21 protein-coding genes and 1 pseudogene are annotated in these 19,287 nt (G+C 72.0%); 4 read left to right on the top strand and 18 right to left on the bottom strand.

From position 1 onward, the window contains the following. From N790_RS16505 to N790_RS12600, 3 genes and pseudogenes are all read left to right on the top strand, one after another. Nucleotides 1–442: pseudogene (locus N790_RS16505) on the top strand (hypothetical protein); the annotation flags it as partial. Then, nucleotides 439–1,044 carry an IMPACT family protein gene (locus N790_RS12605; RefSeq protein ID WP_043804677.1) on the top strand — a complete coding sequence of 202 codons (606 nt, stop codon included), beginning with the start codon at nt 439–441 and terminating at the stop codon, nt 1,042–1,044. The pseudogene N790_RS16505 and the gene N790_RS12605, both read left to right, overlap by 4 nt. After that, complete coding sequence (locus N790_RS12600; RefSeq protein WP_043804676.1) at nt 1,041–2,807, top strand: ABC transporter transmembrane domain-containing protein; 1,767 nt, start codon at nt 1,041–1,043, stop codon at nt 2,805–2,807. The genes N790_RS12605 and N790_RS12600 overlap by 4 nt, the downstream gene beginning before the upstream one ends. 60 nt (nt 2,808–2,867) lie before the next feature. On the opposite strand, the gene N790_RS12595 is transcribed toward N790_RS12600, so the two are convergent. The 8 genes from N790_RS12595 to N790_RS12560 form a co-directional block, all read right to left on the bottom strand. After that, on the bottom strand, nt 2,868–3,071 hold the full coding sequence (locus N790_RS12595) for a cold-shock protein (protein WP_043804674.1): 204 nt from the start codon (nt 3,069–3,071) through the stop codon (nt 2,868–2,870). 100 nt (nt 3,072–3,171) lie between these two features. Further along, complete coding sequence (locus tag N790_RS12590) at nt 3,172–3,915, bottom strand: S-methyl-5'-thioinosine phosphorylase (RefSeq protein ID WP_043804672.1); 744 nt, start codon at nt 3,913–3,915, stop codon at nt 3,172–3,174. Between the two features lie 3 nt (nt 3,916–3,918). Continuing rightward, nucleotides 3,919–4,464, bottom strand: coding sequence for a hypoxanthine-guanine phosphoribosyltransferase (locus N790_RS12585; RefSeq protein ID WP_043804670.1), 546 nt, complete (start codon nt 4,462–4,464; stop codon nt 3,919–3,921). Nucleotide 4,465: 1 nt separating this feature from the next. Further along, a complete protein-coding gene (gene nagZ / locus N790_RS12580) occupies nt 4,466–5,476 on the bottom strand; it encodes a beta-N-acetylhexosaminidase (protein WP_052385930.1) in 1,011 nt (336 codons plus the stop codon). Further along, complete coding sequence (locus N790_RS12575; protein ID WP_043804667.1) at nt 5,476–5,979, bottom strand: CYTH domain-containing protein; 504 nt, start codon at nt 5,977–5,979, stop codon at nt 5,476–5,478. The genes nagZ and N790_RS12575 overlap by 1 nt, the downstream gene beginning before the upstream one ends. 2 nt (nt 5,980–5,981) lie before the next feature. Next, nucleotides 5,982–7,310, bottom strand: a complete 1,329-nt coding sequence (gene rlmD, locus N790_RS12570; protein WP_043804666.1) for a 23S rRNA (uracil(1939)-C(5))-methyltransferase RlmD — start codon at nt 7,308–7,310, stop codon at nt 5,982–5,984. A gap of 72 nt (nt 7,311–7,382) precedes the next feature. Then, a complete protein-coding gene (locus tag N790_RS12565; RefSeq protein ID WP_043804665.1) occupies nt 7,383–7,994 on the bottom strand; it encodes a YdbL family probable chaperone protein in 612 nt (203 codons plus the stop codon). Nucleotides 7,995–8,005: 11 nt separating this feature from the next. Next, entirely contained in the window at nt 8,006–10,057 is a 2,052-nt protein-coding gene (locus tag N790_RS12560) for an intermembrane phospholipid transport YdbH family protein (protein ID WP_169742186.1), read from the bottom strand. 23 nt (nt 10,058–10,080) lie between these two features. On the opposite strand from N790_RS12560, the gene N790_RS12555 reads away from it, so the two are divergent. After that, nucleotides 10,081–10,731, top strand: coding sequence for a response regulator (locus tag N790_RS12555; RefSeq protein WP_043804662.1), 651 nt, complete (start codon nt 10,081–10,083; stop codon nt 10,729–10,731). Nucleotides 10,732–10,740: 9 nt separating this feature from the next. Here the strand turns inward: N790_RS12555 and recO are convergent, their stop codons facing one another. The 10 genes from recO to N790_RS16500 form a co-directional block, all read right to left on the bottom strand. Next, complete coding sequence (recO, locus tag N790_RS12550; RefSeq protein WP_043804660.1) at nt 10,741–11,454, bottom strand: DNA repair protein RecO; 714 nt, start codon at nt 11,452–11,454, stop codon at nt 10,741–10,743. A gap of 3 nt (nt 11,455–11,457) precedes the next feature. Then, nucleotides 11,458–12,366 carry a GTPase Era gene (era, locus tag N790_RS12545; protein ID WP_043804686.1) on the bottom strand — a complete coding sequence of 303 codons (909 nt, stop codon included), beginning with the start codon at nt 12,364–12,366 and terminating at the stop codon, nt 11,458–11,460. A gap of 2 nt (nt 12,367–12,368) precedes the next feature. Further along, nucleotides 12,369–13,025: a ribonuclease III gene (rnc, locus tag N790_RS12540; protein WP_043804658.1), complete on the bottom strand. Its 657-nt coding sequence runs from the start codon at nt 13,023–13,025 to the stop codon at nt 12,369–12,371. Continuing rightward, complete coding sequence (locus N790_RS12535; protein WP_043804656.1) at nt 13,018–13,398, bottom strand: DUF4845 domain-containing protein; 381 nt, start codon at nt 13,396–13,398, stop codon at nt 13,018–13,020. Before N790_RS12535 ends, rnc begins: the two co-directional genes overlap by 8 nt. Nucleotides 13,399–13,421: 23 nt before the next feature. Next, nucleotides 13,422–14,237 carry a signal peptidase I gene (gene lepB / locus N790_RS12530; RefSeq protein ID WP_425388039.1) on the bottom strand — a complete coding sequence of 272 codons (816 nt, stop codon included), beginning with the start codon at nt 14,235–14,237 and terminating at the stop codon, nt 13,422–13,424. A 35-nt stretch (nt 14,238–14,272) separates the two neighbouring features. Then, nucleotides 14,273–16,066, bottom strand: a complete 1,794-nt coding sequence (lepA, locus tag N790_RS12525; protein WP_043804653.1) for a translation elongation factor 4 — start codon at nt 16,064–16,066, stop codon at nt 14,273–14,275. Nucleotides 16,067–16,191: 125 nt separating this feature from the next. Next, a complete protein-coding gene (locus N790_RS12520; RefSeq protein ID WP_084062905.1) occupies nt 16,192–17,679 on the bottom strand; it encodes a Do family serine endopeptidase in 1,488 nt (495 codons plus the stop codon). After that, the gene (locus N790_RS15345; RefSeq protein WP_052385929.1) at nt 17,676–18,128 is read right to left on the bottom strand and encodes a SoxR reducing system RseC family protein; all 453 of its coding nucleotides are present in this window, start codon (nt 18,126–18,128) and stop codon (nt 17,676–17,678) included. The genes N790_RS12520 and N790_RS15345 overlap by 4 nt, the downstream gene beginning before the upstream one ends. Further along, a complete protein-coding gene (locus tag N790_RS12510; protein WP_084062904.1) occupies nt 18,121–19,053 on the bottom strand; it encodes a MucB/RseB C-terminal domain-containing protein in 933 nt (310 codons plus the stop codon). Before N790_RS12510 ends, N790_RS15345 begins: the two co-directional genes overlap by 8 nt. Beyond that, a partial coding sequence (locus N790_RS16500; RefSeq protein WP_043804649.1) for a hypothetical protein occupies nt 19,050–19,287 on the bottom strand: 238 nt, incomplete at its 5' end. The genes N790_RS16500 and N790_RS12510, both read right to left, overlap by 4 nt.

Genomic DNA, 19,287 nt, shown 5'->3' with positions numbered 1-19,287 from the left:
CGGCCCGCTTCCCGCCGCCGCGCCGCCGGCACCGCCTCCGCCGCCCGCCCCGGCCATCGAGCCGCCTGCGGAGGGGCCGGCGCTCGACCAGATCGTGGTCTCGGGTTCGCGCCTCAGGCGCGCGGACGTCCAGACGGAGAACGCGGAACGCACGACCGACGCCCCTGAATCGCGCCGCCAGCGCGAGGCCGGTGCCGCCGCCCAGCGCACCGAAGTCATGCTCGAACCTGCGCCCATGGCCGCCCCACCGGCCATGGCCAAACCGGCCGTGCTGCCCCCCGTGGACGAAGACGCCGCGCTCGATCCTGCCGCCTGGATCGAACGCATCCGCGAACGCGTGCGCCAGGGCGACACCGCCGGCGCCCGCGCCAGCCTCGCGCTCCTGCTCAAGGAACATCCCGGCACCGACGTCCCGGCCGACCTGGCCCCGCTGCGCTCGTGACCGCGGGGTTCACGCTCGCCGGCCCGGCGTCGTTCGAACTCGAGGCCAAGCGCAGCCGCTTCCTCGCCCGCGCCCGGCCGGTGGATACGCCCGAGGCCGCGCTGGCCTTCCTGCGCGAAATCGCCGACCCGCAGGCCACGCACAACTGCTGGGCCTACCGCATCGGCGGCCAGTACCGCTCCTCGGACGACGGCGAACCCGGCGGCAGCGCCGGCCGCCCCATCCTGGCCGCCATCGAGGGCCAGGGCGTGGACCAGGTGATGGTGGTGGTGACGCGCTGGTACGGCGGCACCAACCTGGGCGTCGGCGGCCTGGTGCGCGCCTACGGCGGTGCCGCCGCCGAATGCCTGCGCACCGCGCCCAAGCGCGAAATCGTGGCCTGGTGCGAAGCCGAACTGGCCTGCGACTTCGCCCATTCCGGCGGCGCGCATGCCCTGCTGGACGGGCTGGGCGCCGTGAAACTGGCGGAAACCTTCGACGAGGACGGCCTGCGCTTGCGTTTCCGCCTGCCCGCCTCCAGCTATGACACGGTGGCGGCGCGCCTGCGCGACCTCAGCCGCGGCACCGCCCGCCTGCACCGCATCGAGACTTCCACCCCATGACCGACCCCGCCCCGGCCAAGCCGCCTGTCAATTCCCTGCGCGGCCTGCTGCCTTTCCTGCGCCCGCACCGCGGCCTGCTGGCCGCCTGGCTGGGCGCGCTGGCGCTCTCGTCGTCGGCCACGCTGATGCTGCCGGTGGCGGTGAAACACATGATCGACCAGGGCTTCGCCGCCGGCAGCTCGGTGGACCGCTGGTTCGGGCTGCTGTTCGCGGTGGCGGTGCTGCTGGCGCTGGCCACCGCGGCGCGCTTCTACTTCGTGTCGCTGCTGGGCGAGCGCGTGGTGGCCGACCTGCGGCGCGCGCTGTACGGCCACCTGCTGTCGCTGGACCAGGCCTTCTTCGAACGCACGCGCTCGGGCGAATTGCTCTCGCGCCTGTCGGCCGACGCCGAACTGCTGCGCAGCGTGGTGGGATCGAGCATGTCGGTGGCGCTGCGCAGTGGCATCACGGTGCTGGGCAGCGCGGTGATGCTGGCGGTCACCAGCCCGCGGCTGGCGCTGTTCGTGCTGCTGGGCATCCCGCTGGTGGTGCTGCCCATGGCGCTGTCGGGCCGGCGCGTGCGCGGCGTGGCCAAGGACAGCCAGGACCGCGTGGCCGACGCCAACGCCCGCGCCGGCGAAACCCTGGGCGCCATGCACACCGTGCAGAGCTACGCCCGCGAAGCCTTCGAACGCGACCGCTTCGGCGCCGCGGTGCAGGTGGCGCTGGGCACGGCGCGCCGGCGCATCCGCCTGCAGGCCCTGCTGACCGCGGTGGTGATCGTGCTGGTGTTCGGCTCGATCACCGCGGTGCTGTGGGTGGGCGCGCAGGACGTGATCAGCGGCGCCATGAGCGCCGGCACGCTGGGCCAGTTCGTGCTCTACGCGCTGATCGGCGCCGGCTCGGTGGGCGCGCTGGCCGAGGTCTGGGCGGAAGTGCAGCGCGCGGCCGGCGGCATGGCCCGCATCAACGACCTGCTGCACGAACGTTCGGTGCTGGCGGTCCCGGCGCAGCCGGCGACACTGCCCCGGCCCGTGCGCGGCCACCTGCGCATGCAGGGCGTGCGTTTCCACTACCCCACGCGCCCCGATGCCCCGGCGCTGGAAGACTTCAGCCTGGAAGTGCGGCCGGGCGAGACCGTGGCCCTGGTCGGCCCCTCGGGCGCGGGCAAGAGCACGGTGTTCCAGTTGCTGCTGCGTTTCCACGACCCGGAGGCCGGCGACATCACGCTCGACGGGGTGGACCTGCGCACGCTGGCGCCCGCCACCCTTCGCGCCCAGGTGGCGCTGGTGCCGCAGGACCCGGTCATCTTCGGCGCCACCGCCCGCGAAAACATCCGCTACGGCCGCCTCGAGGCCAGCGATTCCGACATCGAGGCCGCCGCCCGCAGCGCCGAGGCGCACGAGTTCCTGGCCGCCCTGCCCCAGGGCTACGACAGCGAACTGGGCGAACGCGGCGCCCGCCTGTCCGGCGGCCAGCAGCAGCGCCTGGCCATCGCCCGCGCCCTGCTCAAGGACGCGCCGGTGCTGCTGCTCGACGAGGCCACCAGCGCCCTCGACGCCCAGAGCGAACGCGCCGTGCAGCAGGCCCTGGAACGCCTGATGCGAGGCCGCACCACGCTCGTCATCGCCCACCGACTGGCCACCGTGCTCAAGGCCGACCGCATCGTGGTGATGGACAAGGGCCGCATCGTCGCCCAGGGCACCCACGCCGAACTCCTGGCCCAGGGCGGCCTGTACGCCGAACTCGCCCGCCTGCAGTTCAACCACGCCCCGACGGCGTGATCCCCCGAAAAACAAAGCCCCGCCGGAGCGGGGCTTCGCCTTGAACAGGGGTAGCGTGGTTCAGGCCGGTACGACGTTGGACGCCTGCGAGCCCTTCGGGCCCTGCACCACCTCGAAGCTTACGCGCTGGCCTTCCTGGAGCGAGCGGAAGCCCTTGGCGCTGATGGCGGAATAGTGCACGAACACGTCCGCGCTGCCGTCCTCGGGGGCGATGAAACCAAAGCCCTTGGCGTCGTTGAACCACTTCACGGTGCCGAAACTCATGTACTTGACCTCGAATGCTGGAAGAACGGGCGTGCTCCGTGTGCCGATGTGCCGGTCCCGTGCACGGACCGAGTATGAACAAGGGCAAAACGGTTGACAATCACCCCAGGAGCGCTTCCAGCAGGGCCGGCAGGTGGGCGCTGGCGACCTCCACGTTGGCCAGCACTTCGGCCAGCGTGATCTCCTCGTCGCCGCTGCAGCCCGCCGCCCAGTTGGCCACGATGGCCAGGCAGGCGTAGTCCAGGCCGAGCTCGCGGGCCAGGCCGGCTTCGGGCATGCCGGTCATGCCGACCAGGTCGCAGCCGTCGCGGCGCATCCGGGCGATCTCGGCCTTCGTCTCCAGGCGCGGGCCCTGGGTGGCGCCGTAGCAGCCGCCGTCCACCAGCGGCGTGCCCGAGGCCGCGGCCGCGGCCAGCACCTCGCGACGCAGGGCCGGCGTGTAAGGGTCGCCAAAGTCCACGTGCAGCACGTCGCCGCCCTCGCCGTCCCAGTAGCTGGACGTGCGGCCCCAGGTGTAGTCGATCAATTGATCCGGCAGCGCCAGCACCTTCGGCCCGAAGCGTTCGGTGATGCCACCCACCGTGTTCACCGCCAGCACGCGGGTGGCGCCGAGCTCCTTCAGGCGCCACAGGTTGGCGCGGTAGTTCACGCGGTGCGGCGGCAGCGAATGGCCCTCGCCGTGGCGGGCCAGGAAGGCCACGCGCCTGCCGGCCAGGCGGCCCACCCGCACCGGGCCCGAGGGCCGGCCGTAGGGCGTGTCGCCCTCGAGCGCCTCGGGGTCCTGCAGCGCGGCCAGCCGGTACAGCCCGGTGCCGCCGATGACGGCCAGCTCGATCGCCGACATGGTTCAGTCCCTCAGGGCGTAGATGGCCGGCAGGTTCCGGCCCTGCTCGTGGTAGTCCATGCCGTAGCCGTACACGTAACGGTCGGGCACCTCGATGGCGACGTAATCGGCGGCGATGCCCGGCGCGCGGCGGTCATGGTGCTTGAGCGCCAGCACGGCCACGCGCACGTCGGCGGCGCCTTCCTGCTCGCACCACTGCTTCACCGCCAGCAGCGTGTGGCCCTCGTCGAGGATGTCGTCGGCCACCAGCACGCGGCGGCCGCGCAGCGGCGTGGCCGGGCGGTGCAGCCACGTCAGCCCGGCGCCGGTGGTGGCGCCGCGGTAGCGGGTGGCGTGCAGGTAGTCGAACTCGAGGTCGGTGGCCAGTTCCAGCGCCAGCTGCGAGGCGAAGAGCATGCCGCCGTGCATGATGGAGAGGTACACGGGGCGCTCGCCGCCGGCGTAGTCGCGGTCGATCTCGGCGGCGATGCGGCGGGTTTCGCGCTCGATGGTGGCGCGGTCGAACAGCAGGTCGGACGCGTCCAGCGCGGCCTTCAGGTCGGGGGACATCTCAGGCGACTCCTTGTTCGAAGCGGCGCAGCGCCTCGCGGGCCCCATCGTAGCGCGCGTCGGCGGCCAGGGCATGCCAGTCGGTGTGCGCGCGGCCGAACAGCGAAGCCAGCGCCTCCGGTGCCGGCGCCGCGCGGTCGTCCACGGCCCTGAGCGAATCAGGCACCAGGGCCGGCGCGCACACCAGCACCACGTCGCAGCCGGCGTCGAGGTGGGCGTCGATGCGCGCCTTCACCCCGCCGGCCGATTCGGCCGCGGCCATGCCGATGTCGTCGCTGAAGACGACGCCGCCGAAACCCATGTCGCGGCGCAGGATGTCCCGGATCCAGCGCGGCGAATAACCGGCCGGCTCCGGCGCCACCGCCGGGTACTTCACGTGCGCCATCATCACGGCTTCCGCACCGGCGGCGATGCCGGCGGCGAAGGGCACCAGGTCGTGCGCCTGCAGGTCGGACAGCGGGCGCGGGTCGACGGCGTCGTCGAAATGGGTGTCCTCGAGCACCGAGCCGTGGCCCGGGAAATGCTTGAGCGTGGCCGCCATGCCGGCTTCGTGCATGCCGGCGACGTAAGCGCGGGTGAACTCGGCGACGATGGCCGGGTCGGCGTGGAAGGCGCGGTCGCCGATGGCCAGGTTGCCGCGGCCCAGGTCCACCACCGGCGCGAAGCTCAGGTCCACGCCGGTGGCGCGGATCTCGCTGGCCATCAGCCAGGCGTGCTCGCGGGCCAGCGCCAGCGCGGCCTCGCGGTCGCGTTCGTACAGCTTGCCGAAACCCTCGAGCGAGGGCAGCGCGTGGTAGCCGTCGCGGAAGCGCTGCACGCGACCGCCTTCCTGGTCCACGCACAGCAGCTGCGGGCGCGGCGCGGCGGCGCGGATGGCGGCCGACAGGTCGGCCACCTGGTCGCGCGAGGCGAAGTTGCGCTTGAACAGGATCACGCCGGACACGGCCGGGTGCCGCAGCCACTCGCGCTCTTCGGGGGCCAGTTCCAGGCCACCGATTCCGATCACCAGCATCAGGCTTGCTCCTCCGCGCGCCAGCGCGAATACGGGCGCTCGGCGAGCGCCAGGTTGTAGTAACGCAGCTCTTCGGTCACTTCCCGGCCCAGCCAGGACGGGCGCTCGAAGGCCTCGTCGGCGGAACCGAGCTCGAGCTCGGCCACCACCAGGCCGGCATTGTCGCCGGCGAATTCGTCCACTTCCCAGGTGTGGCCGGCGTGCTCGACGTAATGCCGCACCTTGTCGATGCGGCCACCCACGCACAGCGCCAGCAGCGCCTCGGCGTCGGCCACCGGGATCGGGTAGTCGAACTCCTGGCGGGTGCTGCCCAGCTCGCGCGACTTGAGGTTGAGGAAGGCGGCGTCGCCGGCGATGCGCACGCGCACCGAGGCGTTCTGCCGGCCCTCGCGCAGCGCGGCCATGTCGTTGATGTAACCCTGGGCCATGCGCACCGACTTCACGGCCGCGACGCGCCAGCCGTCGCCGGCCAGCAGGAACTTGCGTTCGATCTCGATGCCCATGCTCAGGCGCCCTTCTTCTCGAACAGTGCGATGGATTCGACGTGCGCCGTCTGCGGGAACATGTCCATGGCGCCGGCGGCGACCAGCGCATAGCCGCGCTCGCGCACCAGGAAACCGGCGTCGCGCGCCAGCGAACCCGGGTGGCAGGACACGTAGACGATGCGGCGGATGCCCTTGAGCGGCAGCTGCGCCAGCACCTCGGCGGCGCCGGCGCGCGGCGGGTCGAGCAGCAGCTTGTCGAAGCCGGCCTTCATCCACGGTTCGCCGGCCAGGTCCCTGGCCAGGTCGGCGGCGTGGAATTCCACGTTGGCCAGGCCATTGCGCGCGGCGTTTTCGCGGGCGCGCGCGACCAGGCCGGCGTCGCCTTCCACGCCGACCACGGTGCCGGCCTTGCGGGCCAGCGGCAGCGTGAAATTGCCCAGGCCGCAGAACAGGTCGAGCACGCGCTCGCCCGGCTGCGGATCGAGCAGTTCCAGCGCGCGCGCGATCATCTTGTCGTTGAGGCCGGCGTTGACCTGGATGAAGTCCAGCGGGCGGAAGGCCAGGTGCAGGTCCCAGGCCGGCAGCGCGAAGCTCAGGTCCACCTGCTCCGGCCACAGCGCATGCACCGTGTCGATGCCGCCCGGCTGCAGGAACACCGCGAAGCCGCTGGCCCTGGCGAACTCCACCAGGCGGCCACGGTCGGCTTCGCCCATCGGTTCGAGGTGGCGGAACACCAGGGCCACGCCCTGCTCGCCGGCGATGAATTCGATCTGCGGCAGCGTGCGCTTGCCGTCCAGGCTGTCCACCAGCGCGGCCAGCTCGGGGATGCGCGCGCCGATCTCCGGCAGCACGGTGTGGCACGTGGTCAGGTCGGCGACGAAACGCGGGTTGGTCTCGCGGAAGCCCACCACGGCCTTGCCCTTCTTCTCGACGAAGCGCACCGAGAAGCGGCCCTTGCGGCGGTAGCCCCAGGCGGCGTCGGTGAGCGGTTCGAGCACGCGCTGCGGTTCGACGTGGCCGATGCGCCGCAGGTTGTCCATGAGCACGCCGTGTTTTGCGGCGATCTGCTTCGGTTCGGAAAGGTGCTGGAGCACGCAGCCGGCGCAGGCGCCGAAATGGGGGCAGCGCGGCTCGACGCGGTCCGGCGAGGCCTTGAGCACCTCGACGGCGCGGCCCTCGTCGAAGTGCCGGTTCCGGCCGGTCTGCTCGACCCGGACGAGCTCGCCCGGCAGCGCGCCGGAAACGAAGATCGCCTTGCCGTCGCGGCGGCCCACGCCCCGGCCGTCATGGCTGAGGTCGGTGATCTCGAGTTCGAAGGGGGGAAGCTGCTTGAGGCGGGTACGGGACACGGGAGACGCCAAAACGAAGGGGCGCGGATTGTCGCAAATCCGCGCCCCGGGTGCTTGGCGGGGGGCGGCGCCCTACTTCTGCTTCCAGCTGCCGTCGGCGGCCTGGTACCACCAGCCGGCGCGGGCGCTGGCCACCCACTGGCGGGCGAAGGTTTCGCGGATCTGGGCTTCCCACTCGGGGTGGTTGTTGGCCACGGCGATCTCGCGGTACACGGCGTTGCGGTCGCGGTTGTCCTCGGCCACCAGCTGGTTCACGGCCACGCGGTCCTTGAGCGCCACCTTGGTGGCGTCGCGCAGCACCAGCAGGCCGTCCTTGCCGAAGCCCAGCGCGCCGGAATCGAAGTGCGGCTGCAGGCTGTCCTGGAAACGCGCGGCCATGCGGTCCTGGATGGCCTGGATGGCCGGGGTGCGGATGGTGATGTCGGCTTCCTGGGCCGCGGCGTCGCTGATGACCAGCGACAGCAGGCTGAAGCGGGCCGGGGCCGGCGCGCGGAAGGCCTGCGGGTTGTCGCCCGCCGGGGCCGGCGCGGCTTCGTCGCCCAGCACCTTCTCGACGAACTCCTCGGCCGCCTCCTGGGCCTCGGCCGCCGGGAAGTAGACGTTGATGGTGACGCAGGCGCCCAGTGCGAAGATGGCGAGCGCCATCGTCGCCGTGCGCAGGACCGTGGTCTTGAACTTGCCCATGTGCCGCTCCTTCAGTCGATGACCGGGGCCGTGCCCTCGGTGGCCGCCACCAGGCGCGCCACGAGGGTGGGCCAATCCACCCGGCGCCGGAAGCCCACCACCTGGATGCGTGGCAGGCCCGCGCCTTCCACGATGGTATAGCCATCGCCCGCTGAATCGACACCATCCATCGTGCAGACGTTGTCGCGCAGCCGGCAGGCCAGGCCCAGCCGCGAATAGCGGAAGTCGTCGAACAGCCGCAGCGCCTGCGCCTGCAGGCCGCCCATGAGCCCGCCGCCGCCGCCGATCTTGGAAATGTCCTCGACCGCGCGCTGGCTGATGCGCCGCCGGCCCTTCCAGGCCGGGTCCGAGCCCAGGCGTGCGTCGAAGGCCACCGGCGACCAGTCCACCATGCGCAGGCCGCTGATGCGGCCGTCCATGCGCCCGGTGATGGCGCCGAAGCCGAAGGCGCCGGTCATGGGCTCCATGTCGATGTCGTCGATGGCCACGTCGGCCGACAGCGTCGGCGCCACGCCGAAGGGGCGCTCCATCACCAGCTCGGAAAGCGACACGGTGCCGCCGAACACCTGCATCGCCAGGCCGCCGTCGAGCGTGAGCACGTTGTCCTCGTAGCGCGCCGAGGGAATGCGCCCGCCCACCGTGCCGGTGAACGCCGGCCAGCCCAGGCGCTGCGACAGGCTGCCCAGGTCCAGCCCTTCCAGCGACGCGCCGAGCTGGAAACGCGCGCCCTTGCCGGCGCCGGGAGGCTGCCAGCGCAGGTGTTCCAGCCGTGCCCGGCCGTCGAGCACGGGCAGCGCCACCGGCTCGCGCAGGCGCAGCTGGCCTTCGGCGCTGGCGAAGCCCAACCGCGCCGAACCCAGGCCGATGCCGAACAGCGCCGCGTTGTCCCAGCCCAGCTCGCTGGCCACCGGCTCGCCGGCGGCGGTCCAGCGCAGGCCGCCCTGCAGGCCGGCCAGGGTGAAACGCTGGCGCGGGTCGACGGCGTTGACCTGCTCCATCGCCAGCGACATGGCCTGCAAGCGCCCTTCGTGCAGCGTGAGATGCGCCTTCGCGGCCCCGGCCAGCACCAGGTCGGGGAAACCGGCCGGCGCCAGGAAACCACTGAGGTAACGGTCGCGCGCCACCGCCAGGTCGCCCAGGGCCAGGTCCAGCGCCAGGTCGGCCACGCCGCCGTCGGCGCCGATGCGGGCCTGTCCGCTGGCCTGCAGCACGCCGCCGTCCCGGAGCGAAAACGCCGGCAAGCGCCATTCACCGCCCGCCTGCTGCCGCAGTTCAACCTGCAGTTCCACCGGTGTCGCCGGCAACTGGGCGTAGAGGCCCTGGGCCAGGAATTCGCCGCCGCGCGCGACGAAACGCGTGCGCACCCGGGCCAGCTCGCCCACCGGCACGTAATCCAGCTCGAGCCGTCCGCCCAGGCCGGCGGCCGCCAGCCAGCCGTCGGGGGTTTCCAGGCCGACGTCGGCCAGGTCCAGCGCGGCCCGGGCCTGCAATGGCGCGTCTTCCGGCAGCCACAGGTCCACCTGGCCCGACATCCGGCCAGCGGTCCACTGCCCCTCGGCCCACAGGCCGGCAAGGAAGGCCTTCAGCCAGGCGACCGGCACGGCCTCGAGCGCAATGCGCGGACGGTCGGGCGCGGCGGCGCGCGAGGCGTAGGCGACGCGGCTGTCGCCGACCTGCAGGCTGGCATCGAGCGACGCAGCCGACAGCGACACGGTGGCCAGCGCCCGGCCCTCTGCGCTGCGCACGGGGCCGGCGCAGCGCCATTGGCCCTGCTCGTCGAGGCTGAGCGGACAGCGCCATTGGATGTCGGAAAACGACTTGCCGAGGCTGGGCACTTCCACCCGCCGGGCCCGCAGCACGAGTTCGCCGCCGGGCGCATCCACCGGCCAGTCCAACGCGAGATCCAGCCCCGACACGCTGGCCGCCTCGCTGCGCACGGCGGCCACGCTCACCTCGAGCGCACGCGCGCACAGCGCCGGCGCGGCGAGCAGCAGCAGCGCGCCGAACACCACCTTGCCGAGCAGGAACCGTCGCCGCATGCTGGCCAGCATAGTGCCTTGCATGGGCCGATTGAACGGGACAGGGAATGAACCCGCGCCTGCTGCTGCTCGAGGACGACCCGGTCAGCGCCGCCTTCCTGGCGCAGGGCCTGGCGGCGCTGCCGGCCACGGTGGACACGGTGGCCACGCTGGCAGCCGCGCGCGAGGCGGCGCGCCGTGGCGGCCACGCGCTCTGGCTGTTCGACCTGCACCTCCCCGACGGCCATGGCGAGGACCTGCTGGCCGAACTGCGTGCCGCCGGCCTGCACGTGCCGGCGATCGCGCTCAGCGCCGAACCGCGGCCCGGCCTCGCCGGTTTCGCCCGGGTGCTGGCCAAGCCGCTGGGCTTGCACGAACTGGTCGACGCCGTGCGCGACCTGCTGCCACCCGACGCCCTGCCTCCCTGGGACGACACCGCCGGCTTGGCCGCGGTGGCCGGCCAGGCCAGCGCGCTGGCAACGCTGCGGGCGATGTTCCGGGAGGAATTGCCCGGCCAGTGCCGGGCCGTGCTGGCCGCCTGCAGGCAAGGCGATGCGGAGGCCGCGCGCGCCCACCTGCACCGGCTGAAGGCGGGCTGCGGTTTCGTCGGCGCCCTGCCCTTGCTGGCCGCGGTGCGCGCGCTGCACGACGCGCCCGGTGACGCCGCCGCCCTGGCGCGTTTCGAAGCCTGCGTCGCGCGCGCGCTGGAAGCCGGCTGAGCCGCCGCTTCAGTCGCGGCCCAGGCGCGCCAGTTCCGACAGCAGGCCCCAGGATTTCAGCTTCTGCGGGCCCAGGTGCGCCGACAGCACGCCGCGCAGCGCGCTGCGCAGCTCCAGCAGTTGTTCCGGCGGCGGCAGGCGGTCGGCGGCCAGCGCCAGCAGCGCGGCGCCGCTGGTGGAGCCCGCCTCGTGGCTGCGGTCGCGCACCGGGCCGCGCTCGGCGTCGAGCCGGTAGCGGCCGGCCGGGTCCACGGGCTGGCCGTGTTCGTCCTCGTCCAGCGGCAGGCCGTAGCCCAGGATCTCCAGCAGGTCGCGTTCGAAGCGGCGCAGGGTCCAGGCCAGCTCGCCGGGCGCGGCGAATTCGGCGCGCAGTTCGCCGTAGCGTTCGTAAAGCGCCGGCGCCGGGTCCTGGCGCGGCACCAGCCGCAGCAGCAGTTCGTTGACGTAGAAGGCCGCCATCAGCGCTTCGCCCTGCAGCAGGGGCGCGGCGTCCACGGCCTCGGCCTGCAGCAGCCGGGCCATTTCACCCTGGGGCAGGAAGTCGGCGCGCAGGTGCTGCAGCGGCTGCAGGGCCGCGCGCAGGGGATGTCGCTTGGCGCCCTGGACGCCGCGCGCCACCACGGCGACGCGGCCGTGGTCGCGGCTGAGCAGTTCGACGATCAGGCTGGTTTCGCGCCAGGGGCGCGCGTGCAGCACGTAGGCCGGCTGCGCGAGCACGCGCATGGGTCAGTCCGAATAGCCGAAACGCCGCAGCGCGGCCTCGTCGTCCGACCAGCCTTCGCGCACGCGGCACCAGGTTTCCAGGAAGACCTTGCGCCCGAACAGCTTTTCCATGCCAATGCGCGCACTGGTGCTGATGGCCTTCAGGCGTTCGCCGCCCTTGCCGATCACGATGGGCTTCTGGCCTTCGCGTTCCACCCACACCACGGCGGCGATGCGCAGCAGTTCGCCGTCCTCCTCGAACTTCTCGATCTCGACGGTGGTGGAGTACGGCAATTCCTCGCCCAGTCGCAGCATGAGCTGTTCGCGCACCAGTTCGCCGGCCAGGAAACGTTCGCTGCGGTCGGTGATCTCGTCCTCGCCATAATGCGGCGGCGATTCCGGCATCAGGAACAGCAGGTCCTTGACCAGCGCGTCCAGGCCCTTGGACTTCATGGCCGACACCGGGTGCACCGAGGCGAACTCGCGCTCGTGGGTGATCTGGGCGATGAAGGGCAGCAGCGCGGTCTTGTCGGCCAGCTTGTCCACCTTGTTCACCACCAGCACCACCGGCACGCCGGCCGAATGCAGGGCGGCGTAGGCCAGGCCGTCTTCCTCGGTCCAGCGACCGGCCTCGATGACCAGGGCCGCGGCGTCCACGCCCTCGACGGCGCCGCGCGCGGCACGGTTCATCATGCGGTTCATGGCGCGCTTCTGCTCGCGGTGGATGCCCGGGGTGTCCACCAGCAGCAGCTGGCCCGCCGGGAAGGTGGCGATGCCAAGCAGGCGGTGCCGGGTGGTCTGCGGGCGCGGCGAGACGATGCTCACCTTGGCGCCGACCAGGGCGTTGACCAGGGTGGACTTGCCCACGTTGGGCCGGCCCAGCACGGCGACGGTGCCGGCGCGGAACGGCGCCTCCTGGGTTTCGGGCGTCAGGCTCACTTCTTCTCCAGTTTCGCCAGCACGCGTTCGGCGGCGAGTTGTTCGGCGGCGCGCAGGGAGCTGCCTTCGGCCTGCTCCTCGTGCGGCGGCTCGGTGGTTTCGCAGGCCACGCGGAACACGCGGGCATGGTCGTCGCCGAGGGTTTCCAGCAGGCGGTAGGCCGGGCGCGGCAGCTGCCGGCCCTGCAGCCATTCCTGCAGGCGGGTCTTGGGGTCTTTTTCGGCCTTGCCGGTGGGCAGCTCGGCCAGGCCCGGCTCGAACCAGGGCAGCACCGCGGCGCGGCAGGCTTCGAAGCCGGCGTCGAGGTGGATGGCGGCGACCACGGCCTCGACGGCGTCGGCCAGGATCGAGTCGCGGCGATGGCCGCCGCTTTTCATCTCGCCCGGGCCCAGCTCGAGCCGGTCGCCCAGCCGCAGGCGGCGGGCCACTTCGGCCAAGGCCGATTCGCGCACCAGGCTGGCGCGCGCGCGGGTCAGGGTGCCTTCGTCGGCCTTGGGCCAACGCTCATGGAGCGCCTCGGCGACGAGCAGGTTGACCAGCGCGTCGCCGAGGAATTCGAGCCGTTCGTTGTGCGGCGACCCGGCGCTGCGGTGCCTCAGTGCCTGCTGCAGCAGCTCGGGTTTCGAGAAGCGGTGGGTGATGCGGTCAGTCACTCGCCGCCTGGCCGGTGAGGTCGACGGTGTTGTCGAACTTGCCCACCACGTCGAGGTTGCCGAACAGCGGCACGCGCACCTCGTAGGCGATGTTGAGCTTGCTCACGCCGCCCTCGCGGATGATCTTGATGTGCTCCTTCTCGACCGAATCCACGTAGGCGATGCCGAAGCGGCGGTTGAGGTCGGTGTGCATCTGCGCCGGCGGGATCGAGGCGGAGTTGGGCTGCGCCGCGTACTCCTCCATCACGCCCTTGAGGTTGAAGTATTCGCTGTACATCGGGAACAGCTTCATGGCGACCAGGGCGAAGAAGCCCACGACCACCAGGACGATCACGAAACTCATCAACGTCATGCCACGCGGCTTGCGAGCCATTTCCCTTCCCCTGGTTGGACCGTTCAGCGGATGGTATCGCCAATCCGGGTGTAGTCAAACGCCCCGCTGCAGAACCAGCCCTCGCAGTTGAGCCAGATCACGAAGGCCTTGCCGACCAGGTTCTGCTCGGGCACGAAGCCCCAGTAGCGGCTGTCCTCGCTGCGGTCCCGGTTGTCGCCCATGACGAAAAAATGCCCGGCCGGCACCTCCCAGACGCCCTCGGCCCGGGGGCTGGAGAAGGGGCTGGTTTCCAGCGTCTTGTGCACCCGGCCGCCCAGGTCCACTTCGAACTGGGTGGCGCCGGTCATGGAATCCCGGCCCCGGCTGCCGTCCACGTAGACGCCGTCGGGCTTCTTGGCCACCGGCTGGTCGTTCACGAACACGGTCTGGTCGCGGAACGCGATGCGGTCGCCCGGCAGGCCAACGATGCGCTTGATGTAGTCGGCACCCGCCCGCGGGTCGTCCGGGCCCATGCCCGGGTAGCGGAACACCACCACGTCGCCGCGGGCCGGCTCGCCGACCGGCACGACCTTGGTGTTGGCCACCGGCAGGCGCAGGCCGTAGGCGAACTTGTTGACCAGGATGAAGTCGCCGACCAGCAGGGTCGGCATCATCGAGCTCGACGGGATGCGGAAAGGCTCGGCCAGGAAACTGCGCAGCACCAGCACGATGAAGATCACCGGGAAGAGCTGGCGGGCGTAGTCCACCCACACCGGCTCGGCGATTTCCTCGCCTTCGGCCTGCATGAGCTTGCGCTTGGGCGCGAACGCCAGGCGGTCGATGAGCCAGACCAGGCCGGTCAGGGCGGCCAGCGACGTCAGGATCAGGGCAAGGTCGATTTTCACGCGTCGGGGTTCCTCGCGGCGGGGGCCGCTTACTTGTTGTCCACCTGGAGCACGGCGAGGAAGGCTTCCTGGGGGATCTCCACCCGGCCGACCTGCTTCATGCGCTTCTTGCCTTCCTTCTGCTTCTCCAGGAGCTTCTTCTTGCGGGTGGCGTCGCCGCCGTAGCACTTGGCCAGCACGTTCTTGCGCAGCGCCTTGACCGTGGAGCGCGAGATGATCTGCGAGCCGATGGCCGCCTGGATGGCCACGTCGAACATCTGCCGCGGGATCAGTTCGCGCATCTTCTCGCACAGGTCGCGGCCGCGGCGGTCGGCCTGGCTGCGGTGCACGATGAGCGACAGCGCGTCCACCTTGTCGCCGTTGATCAGCGTGTCCACGCGCACGAACGGGCCGGCCTCGAAGCGCTGGAAGTGGTAGTCGAGCGAGGCGTAGCCGCGCGACACCGACTTGAGGCGGTCGAAGAAGTCGAGCACCACTTCGGCCATCGGCAGCTCGTAGCTGATCTGCACCTGCGAGCCGAGGTAGCTGATGCCGACCTGGGCGCCGCGCTTCTCCTCGCACAGCTTGATCACCGCGCCGACGTAGTCCGGCGGGGTGAGGATGTTGGCGCGGATGATCGGCTCGCGGATCTCCTCGATCTTGTTCACCGCCGGCAGCTTGGCCGGGTTGTCGAGCGAGAGGATGGAGCCGTCGGTCAGCAGCACCTCGTAGATCACCGTGGGCGCGGTGGTGATGAGGTTGAGGTCGTACTCGCGCTCAAGGCGCTCCTGCACGATCTCCATGTGCAGCATGCCCAGGAAGCCGCAGCGGAAGCCGAAGCCCATGGCCTCCGAGCTTTCCGGCTCGAAGCGCAGGGCGGCGTCGTTGAGCTTGAGCTTCTCCAGCGCCTCGCGCAGCGCCGGGTAGTCCTCGGCGTCCACCGGGAACAGGCCGGCGAACACGCGCGGCTGCATTTCCTGGAAGCCCGGCAGCGGGCCCGGGGCCGGGTCGTTGGCCAGCGTGAGCGTGTCGCCCACCGGCGCGCCGTGCACGTCCTTGATGGAGGCGGTGATCCAGCCCACTTCGCCGGCGCCGAGCTTGGCGAGCACCTTGCGCTTGGGCGTGAACACGCCGACCGAATCCACCTGGTGGGTGCGGCCGGTGGACATCACCAGCATCTTGTCGCCGGGCTTGATCTCGCCCTGCATCACGCGCACCAGCGACACCACGCCCAGGTAGTTGTCGAACCAGGAGTCGATGATCAGCGCCTGCAGCTTGTCGGTGTCGCGCGGCTTCGGCGGCGGGATGCGCTTGACGATGGCCTCGAGCACGTCCTCGACGTTCAGGCCGGTCTTGGCGCTGATGGCGACGGCGTCCTCGGCGTCGATGCCGATGACGGCCTCGATCTCCTTCTTGACGCGCTCGGTGTCGGCGGTCGGCAGGTCGATCTTGTTGAGCACCGGCACCACTTCCAGGCCCTGCTCCACCGCGGTGTAGCAGTTGGCCACCGACTGCGCCTCGACGCCCTGGGCGGCGTCCACCACCAGCAGCGCGCCTTCGCAGGCGGCCAGCGAGCGGCTGACTTCGTAGCTGAAGTCGACGTGGCCCGGGGTGTCGATGAAGTTGAACTGGTAAGTGATGCCGTCCTTCGCCGTGTACGGCAGCGTGACGGACTGGGCCTTGATGGTGATGCCGCGCTCGCGCTCGATCGGGTTCGAGTCGAGCACCTGGGCCTCCATCTCGCGCGCCTGCAGGCCGCCGCAGATCTGGATGATGCGGTCGGCGAGCGTGGACTTGCCGTGGTCCACGTGGGCGATGATGGAAAAGTTGCGAATGTGCTGCATGCGGGCGGTCAGTTGGCCGGTTCGTGGCTGTAAACGGGCCATTATCGCACAGCGCCCCCGGCCCGGCCGCCCTGAACGGCCCGGACCGGGGAGCGCTGGCGCCTAGACGCCGTGCCCGCGCCGGGTCAGCGCAGGGTGTAGGTGATGAAACCGGTGCTGCGGGTGCTGCGGACCAGCAGGCGGACCTCGTCGCCGGGTCCCAGGCCCTCGGTGGCCGCCTCGAATTCCTCCACCGAGCCGACGTCCCGCTTGTTCACGCTCAGCAGCACGTCGCCCGGGTTCACGCCGGCCTGGCGGGCGGCCAGGCTGGTGACGCGGCCGACCAGCACGCCCTCGCGCGGCCCCAGGCCCATGGCGGCGCGGGCCGGCGCGTCGAGTTCCTCGACCACCAGGCCCAGCGGGTTGCCAGCCTCGGGGGCCGGCTCCACGGCCGGGGTCCCGCCGGTCACCGAGGCCATGTCCAGCGCCGCCAGGGTGACCACCACGTCGCGGGCCTTGCGGTCGCGCAGCAGGGTGACGCTGGCCCGGCTGCCCGGCGGCAGCGCCCCCACCATCGGCGGCAGGTCGGCCGAGCGGTTCACCTCGCGGCCGTTGAAGCGGGTGATCACGTCGCCCGGGCGGATGCCGGCGCGGGCGGCGGCGCTGCCGTTCTCGACCGAGTCGACGAAGGCGCCCATCGGCCGGTCCAGGCCCAGTTCGGCCAGGCGCTCGCGGTCCACGTCCTGGATGCGCACGCCGAGCTGGCCGCGCACCACCTTGCCGGTCTCGCGCAGCTGGCGCACCGCGTTCATCGCCACCTCGATCGGGATGGCGAAGCTGACGCCCATGTAGCCGCCGGAGTTCGAGAAGATCTGCGAGTTGATGCCCACCACCTCGCCGTGGGTGTTGAGCAGCGGGCCGCCGGAATTGCCGCGGTTGATGGCCACGTCGGTCTGGATGAAGGGCACGTACTGCTGGCTGGGGTCGAGCGAGCGGCGGCCGACGCCGCTGACGATGCCGGCGGTGACCGAGTGGTCGAAGCCGAACGGCGAGCCGATCGCCAGTACCCACTGGCCGGGCTTGAGCCGGCGCGAATCGCCGATGCGCAGCACCGGCAGGTTCTTGCCGGCCACCTTGAGCAGGGCCACGTCGGACAGCGGGTCGCTGCCCACCAGCTCGGCCTCGAGTTCGTTGCGGTCGCTCAGGCGCACCACGATGCGGTCGGCGCCCTCGACCACGTGGTGGTTGGTGAGCACGTAACCGTCGCTGGAAATCAGGAAACCCGTGCCCTGGGAGGTGCCGCCGCGAGGGATGCGGTCGGGCATGCCGGGCATGCCGGGCATGCCGGGCTGGCCGAAGAAGCGGCGGAAGAACTCCGGCATGTCCTCGGGCATCGGCGGTTCGCCGGGCCTGGCCTTCTCGTTCCCGTCGCCGGCCGCCTCGCGCCCGCGCGGGCCGCTGGTGGCCTCGATGTTGACCACGGCCGGACTGGTGGCCTCGACCAGGCGGGTGAAGTCGGGAAGGTTGACGATCGGCGCGGCGTTGGCCGGCACCGGTTCCGCGGCCTGCGCGAAGGCCACGGGCGTCGCCAGGGCGAGCGCGAGGACGAGGACGCGGGAAAGCGGCAGGTTCATGGGCGGTCACTCCGGGAGGATTCGGGGGGAAGCACGCTGCCCGCGCGCTCGACGCGCGGCTCGGGCAACGCGGGCTTGGAAACGCGCGCGGCCAGGAAAGTTCCCAGCACCAGGCCGGCGAGCGCGAACAGGTCGGCCGGCCCGCCCAGCGCGCGCCCCAGGCCGTGGCCGGCGGCGGCGCCGAGCAGGAGGCCAAGCAGCGCCACGCCGTAACCCCGCCAGGCGGCGCGGCGAAGTGCTTCGTCGTCGATGCTCAGGCGCAGCCGCTGGCCCGGCGCGTAGCTTTCGGCATCGGCGACGGCCAGGTGGAAAACGCCATCCTGGCCCGTGGCGAAGAGGTTGCATCGGCCGCGGCAGCCGCCAGCGCAGCCCTCGCAGGCGCTGCCCAGCAGGGCCAGGCCGAGTTCGTCGCCTTGCCGGCTGCGCACCTCGGCCTCGCGCTCAGCCATCGTCGCCCACCGGGCGCACGGTGCGGGCGAAGCGGTCCACGGTGGCCGCCGGCACCTTGCCCAGGGCAAGCACCTGCCAGCCGTCGAGCCAGAACGAACGCGCGTGCACCGCGCCGCGCTGGCGCGTGGCGCCGCCGCGCAGGCCGGGCTTGCCCTTTTCGACGTACACCGACACGCTCGCCAGCCCGTCGCTGTAGAGCAGGTGCACGCCGTCGCCCGGCAGCGGGCGCGCGGCGCGCAGGCGGAACCCCGGCGGCGGCGCCGGCACCTGCCAGCCCGGCGGGCTGGCCTCCGGCGCGGGCAGGCGCGACACGCGCATCAGCTGGTCCGCGGCGCTGGGCGCCAGGTCGGCGTCGGACGGCGTCGCGCCCAGGTCGAGTTCGGTGAAGGCCACCTGCTCGACCGACCGGCCGCCTTCGCCCAGCAGGTCCACGCGCAGCGGCAGGCCCGAGGATTTTTCCAGCCAGAGGCGGTACCCGTAGCGCCAGCCGTCCGTGGCGATCACCTCCACCTGCTGCGCCGCGTGCCCGGCCACCCGGCCCTCGCCGGCCAGGCGCGCGCGGTAACCGCGCATGCCGGCCACTTCGGAAACCGCCAGCGCCGCGCTCCAGCGGCCGGCCTTGCCCAGGTCGTAGGCCACCGGCTCGTCCCCGGTACCGATGCACATGACCTTGCCGTCGTCGCGGATCACCTCGCGCGGCGGGCCGCTGAGCGCGACCAGGCGCTCCTGCTCGCGGCCGTCGCGCACGCGATGGAAGACCCGGAGCGTATCCACCCGGCCGTCGGCCACGACGACCAGCGTGCCCTGGTAGTCGAGGCTGCGCAGGGCCGGGCCCACGCGCGCCAGCCAGCCCGCGGCATCGGTCGCGGCCGCGTGCAGCGGGCCGGCCAGAGCCAGCAGCAGCAACGCGAGGACTCGCCTCACCGGCGGCGCTCCGCTTCCGCGCCGGCATCGTGCGCCACCACGTCCACGTAGGGCATGAAGGCGCCCAGGCCGTCGGCGGCCATCATGGCGTTGTGGCGCACGAGGTAGGCCTCCATCGCGCGGTCGTCCTGGGCCAGCGGCGAGCGCGGCCAGGGGCGCGCGCGCACTTCGCCGTCCAGGGCCAGCGTGTCGCCCTGCTCCGCCGGCAGCGGCGACACCGGCGCCGGGCCGGCC

This window comes from Arenimonas malthae CC-JY-1 (assembly GCF_000747075.1).
In the GTDB taxonomy this organism is placed as follows: Bacteria; Pseudomonadota; Gammaproteobacteria; order Xanthomonadales; family Xanthomonadaceae; genus Arenimonas; species Arenimonas malthae.
This window is presented reverse-complemented; position numbering and strand designations above follow the sequence as displayed.

Bases quoted from the DNA above. Each gene is read 5' to 3' on its own strand.
- N790_RS12585 (WP_043804670.1), bottom strand. From the start codon at position 4,464: ATGTCCCCCGACCTGAAGGCCGCGCTGGACGCGTCCGACCTGCTGTTC.
- N790_RS12600 (WP_043804676.1), top strand. From the start codon at position 1,041: ATGACCGACCCCGCCCCGGCCAAGCCGCCTGTCAATTCCCTGCGCGGC.
- lepA (WP_043804653.1), bottom strand. From the start codon at position 16,066: ATGCAGCACATTCGCAACTTTTCCATCATCGCCCACGTGGACCACGGC.
- N790_RS12595 (WP_043804674.1), bottom strand. From the start codon at position 3,071: ATGAGTTTCGGCACCGTGAAGTGGTTCAACGACGCCAAGGGCTTTGGT.
- N790_RS12555 (WP_043804662.1), top strand. From the start codon at position 10,081: ATGAACCCGCGCCTGCTGCTGCTCGAGGACGACCCGGTCAGCGCCGCC.
- N790_RS12565 (WP_043804665.1), bottom strand. From the start codon at position 7,994: ATGGGCAAGTTCAAGACCACGGTCCTGCGCACGGCGACGATGGCGCTC.
- recO (WP_043804660.1), bottom strand. From the start codon at position 11,454: ATGCGCGTGCTCGCGCAGCCGGCCTACGTGCTGCACGCGCGCCCCTGG.
- N790_RS15345 (WP_052385929.1), bottom strand. From the start codon at position 18,128: ATGGCTGAGCGCGAGGCCGAGGTGCGCAGCCGGCAAGGCGACGAACTC.
- N790_RS12535 (WP_043804656.1), bottom strand. From the start codon at position 13,398: ATGGCTCGCAAGCCGCGTGGCATGACGTTGATGAGTTTCGTGATCGTC.
- nagZ (WP_052385930.1), bottom strand. From the start codon at position 5,476: ATGCTGGTGATCGGAATCGGTGGCCTGGAACTGGCCCCCGAAGAGCGC.
- N790_RS12575 (WP_043804667.1), bottom strand. From the start codon at position 5,979: ATGGGCATCGAGATCGAACGCAAGTTCCTGCTGGCCGGCGACGGCTGG.
- N790_RS12590 (WP_043804672.1), bottom strand. From the start codon at position 3,915: ATGTCGGCGATCGAGCTGGCCGTCATCGGCGGCACCGGGCTGTACCGG.
- N790_RS12560 (WP_169742186.1), bottom strand. From the start codon at position 10,057: ATGCAAGGCACTATGCTGGCCAGCATGCGGCGACGGTTCCTGCTCGGC.
- N790_RS12520 (WP_084062905.1), bottom strand. From the start codon at position 17,679: ATGAACCTGCCGCTTTCCCGCGTCCTCGTCCTCGCGCTCGCCCTGGCG.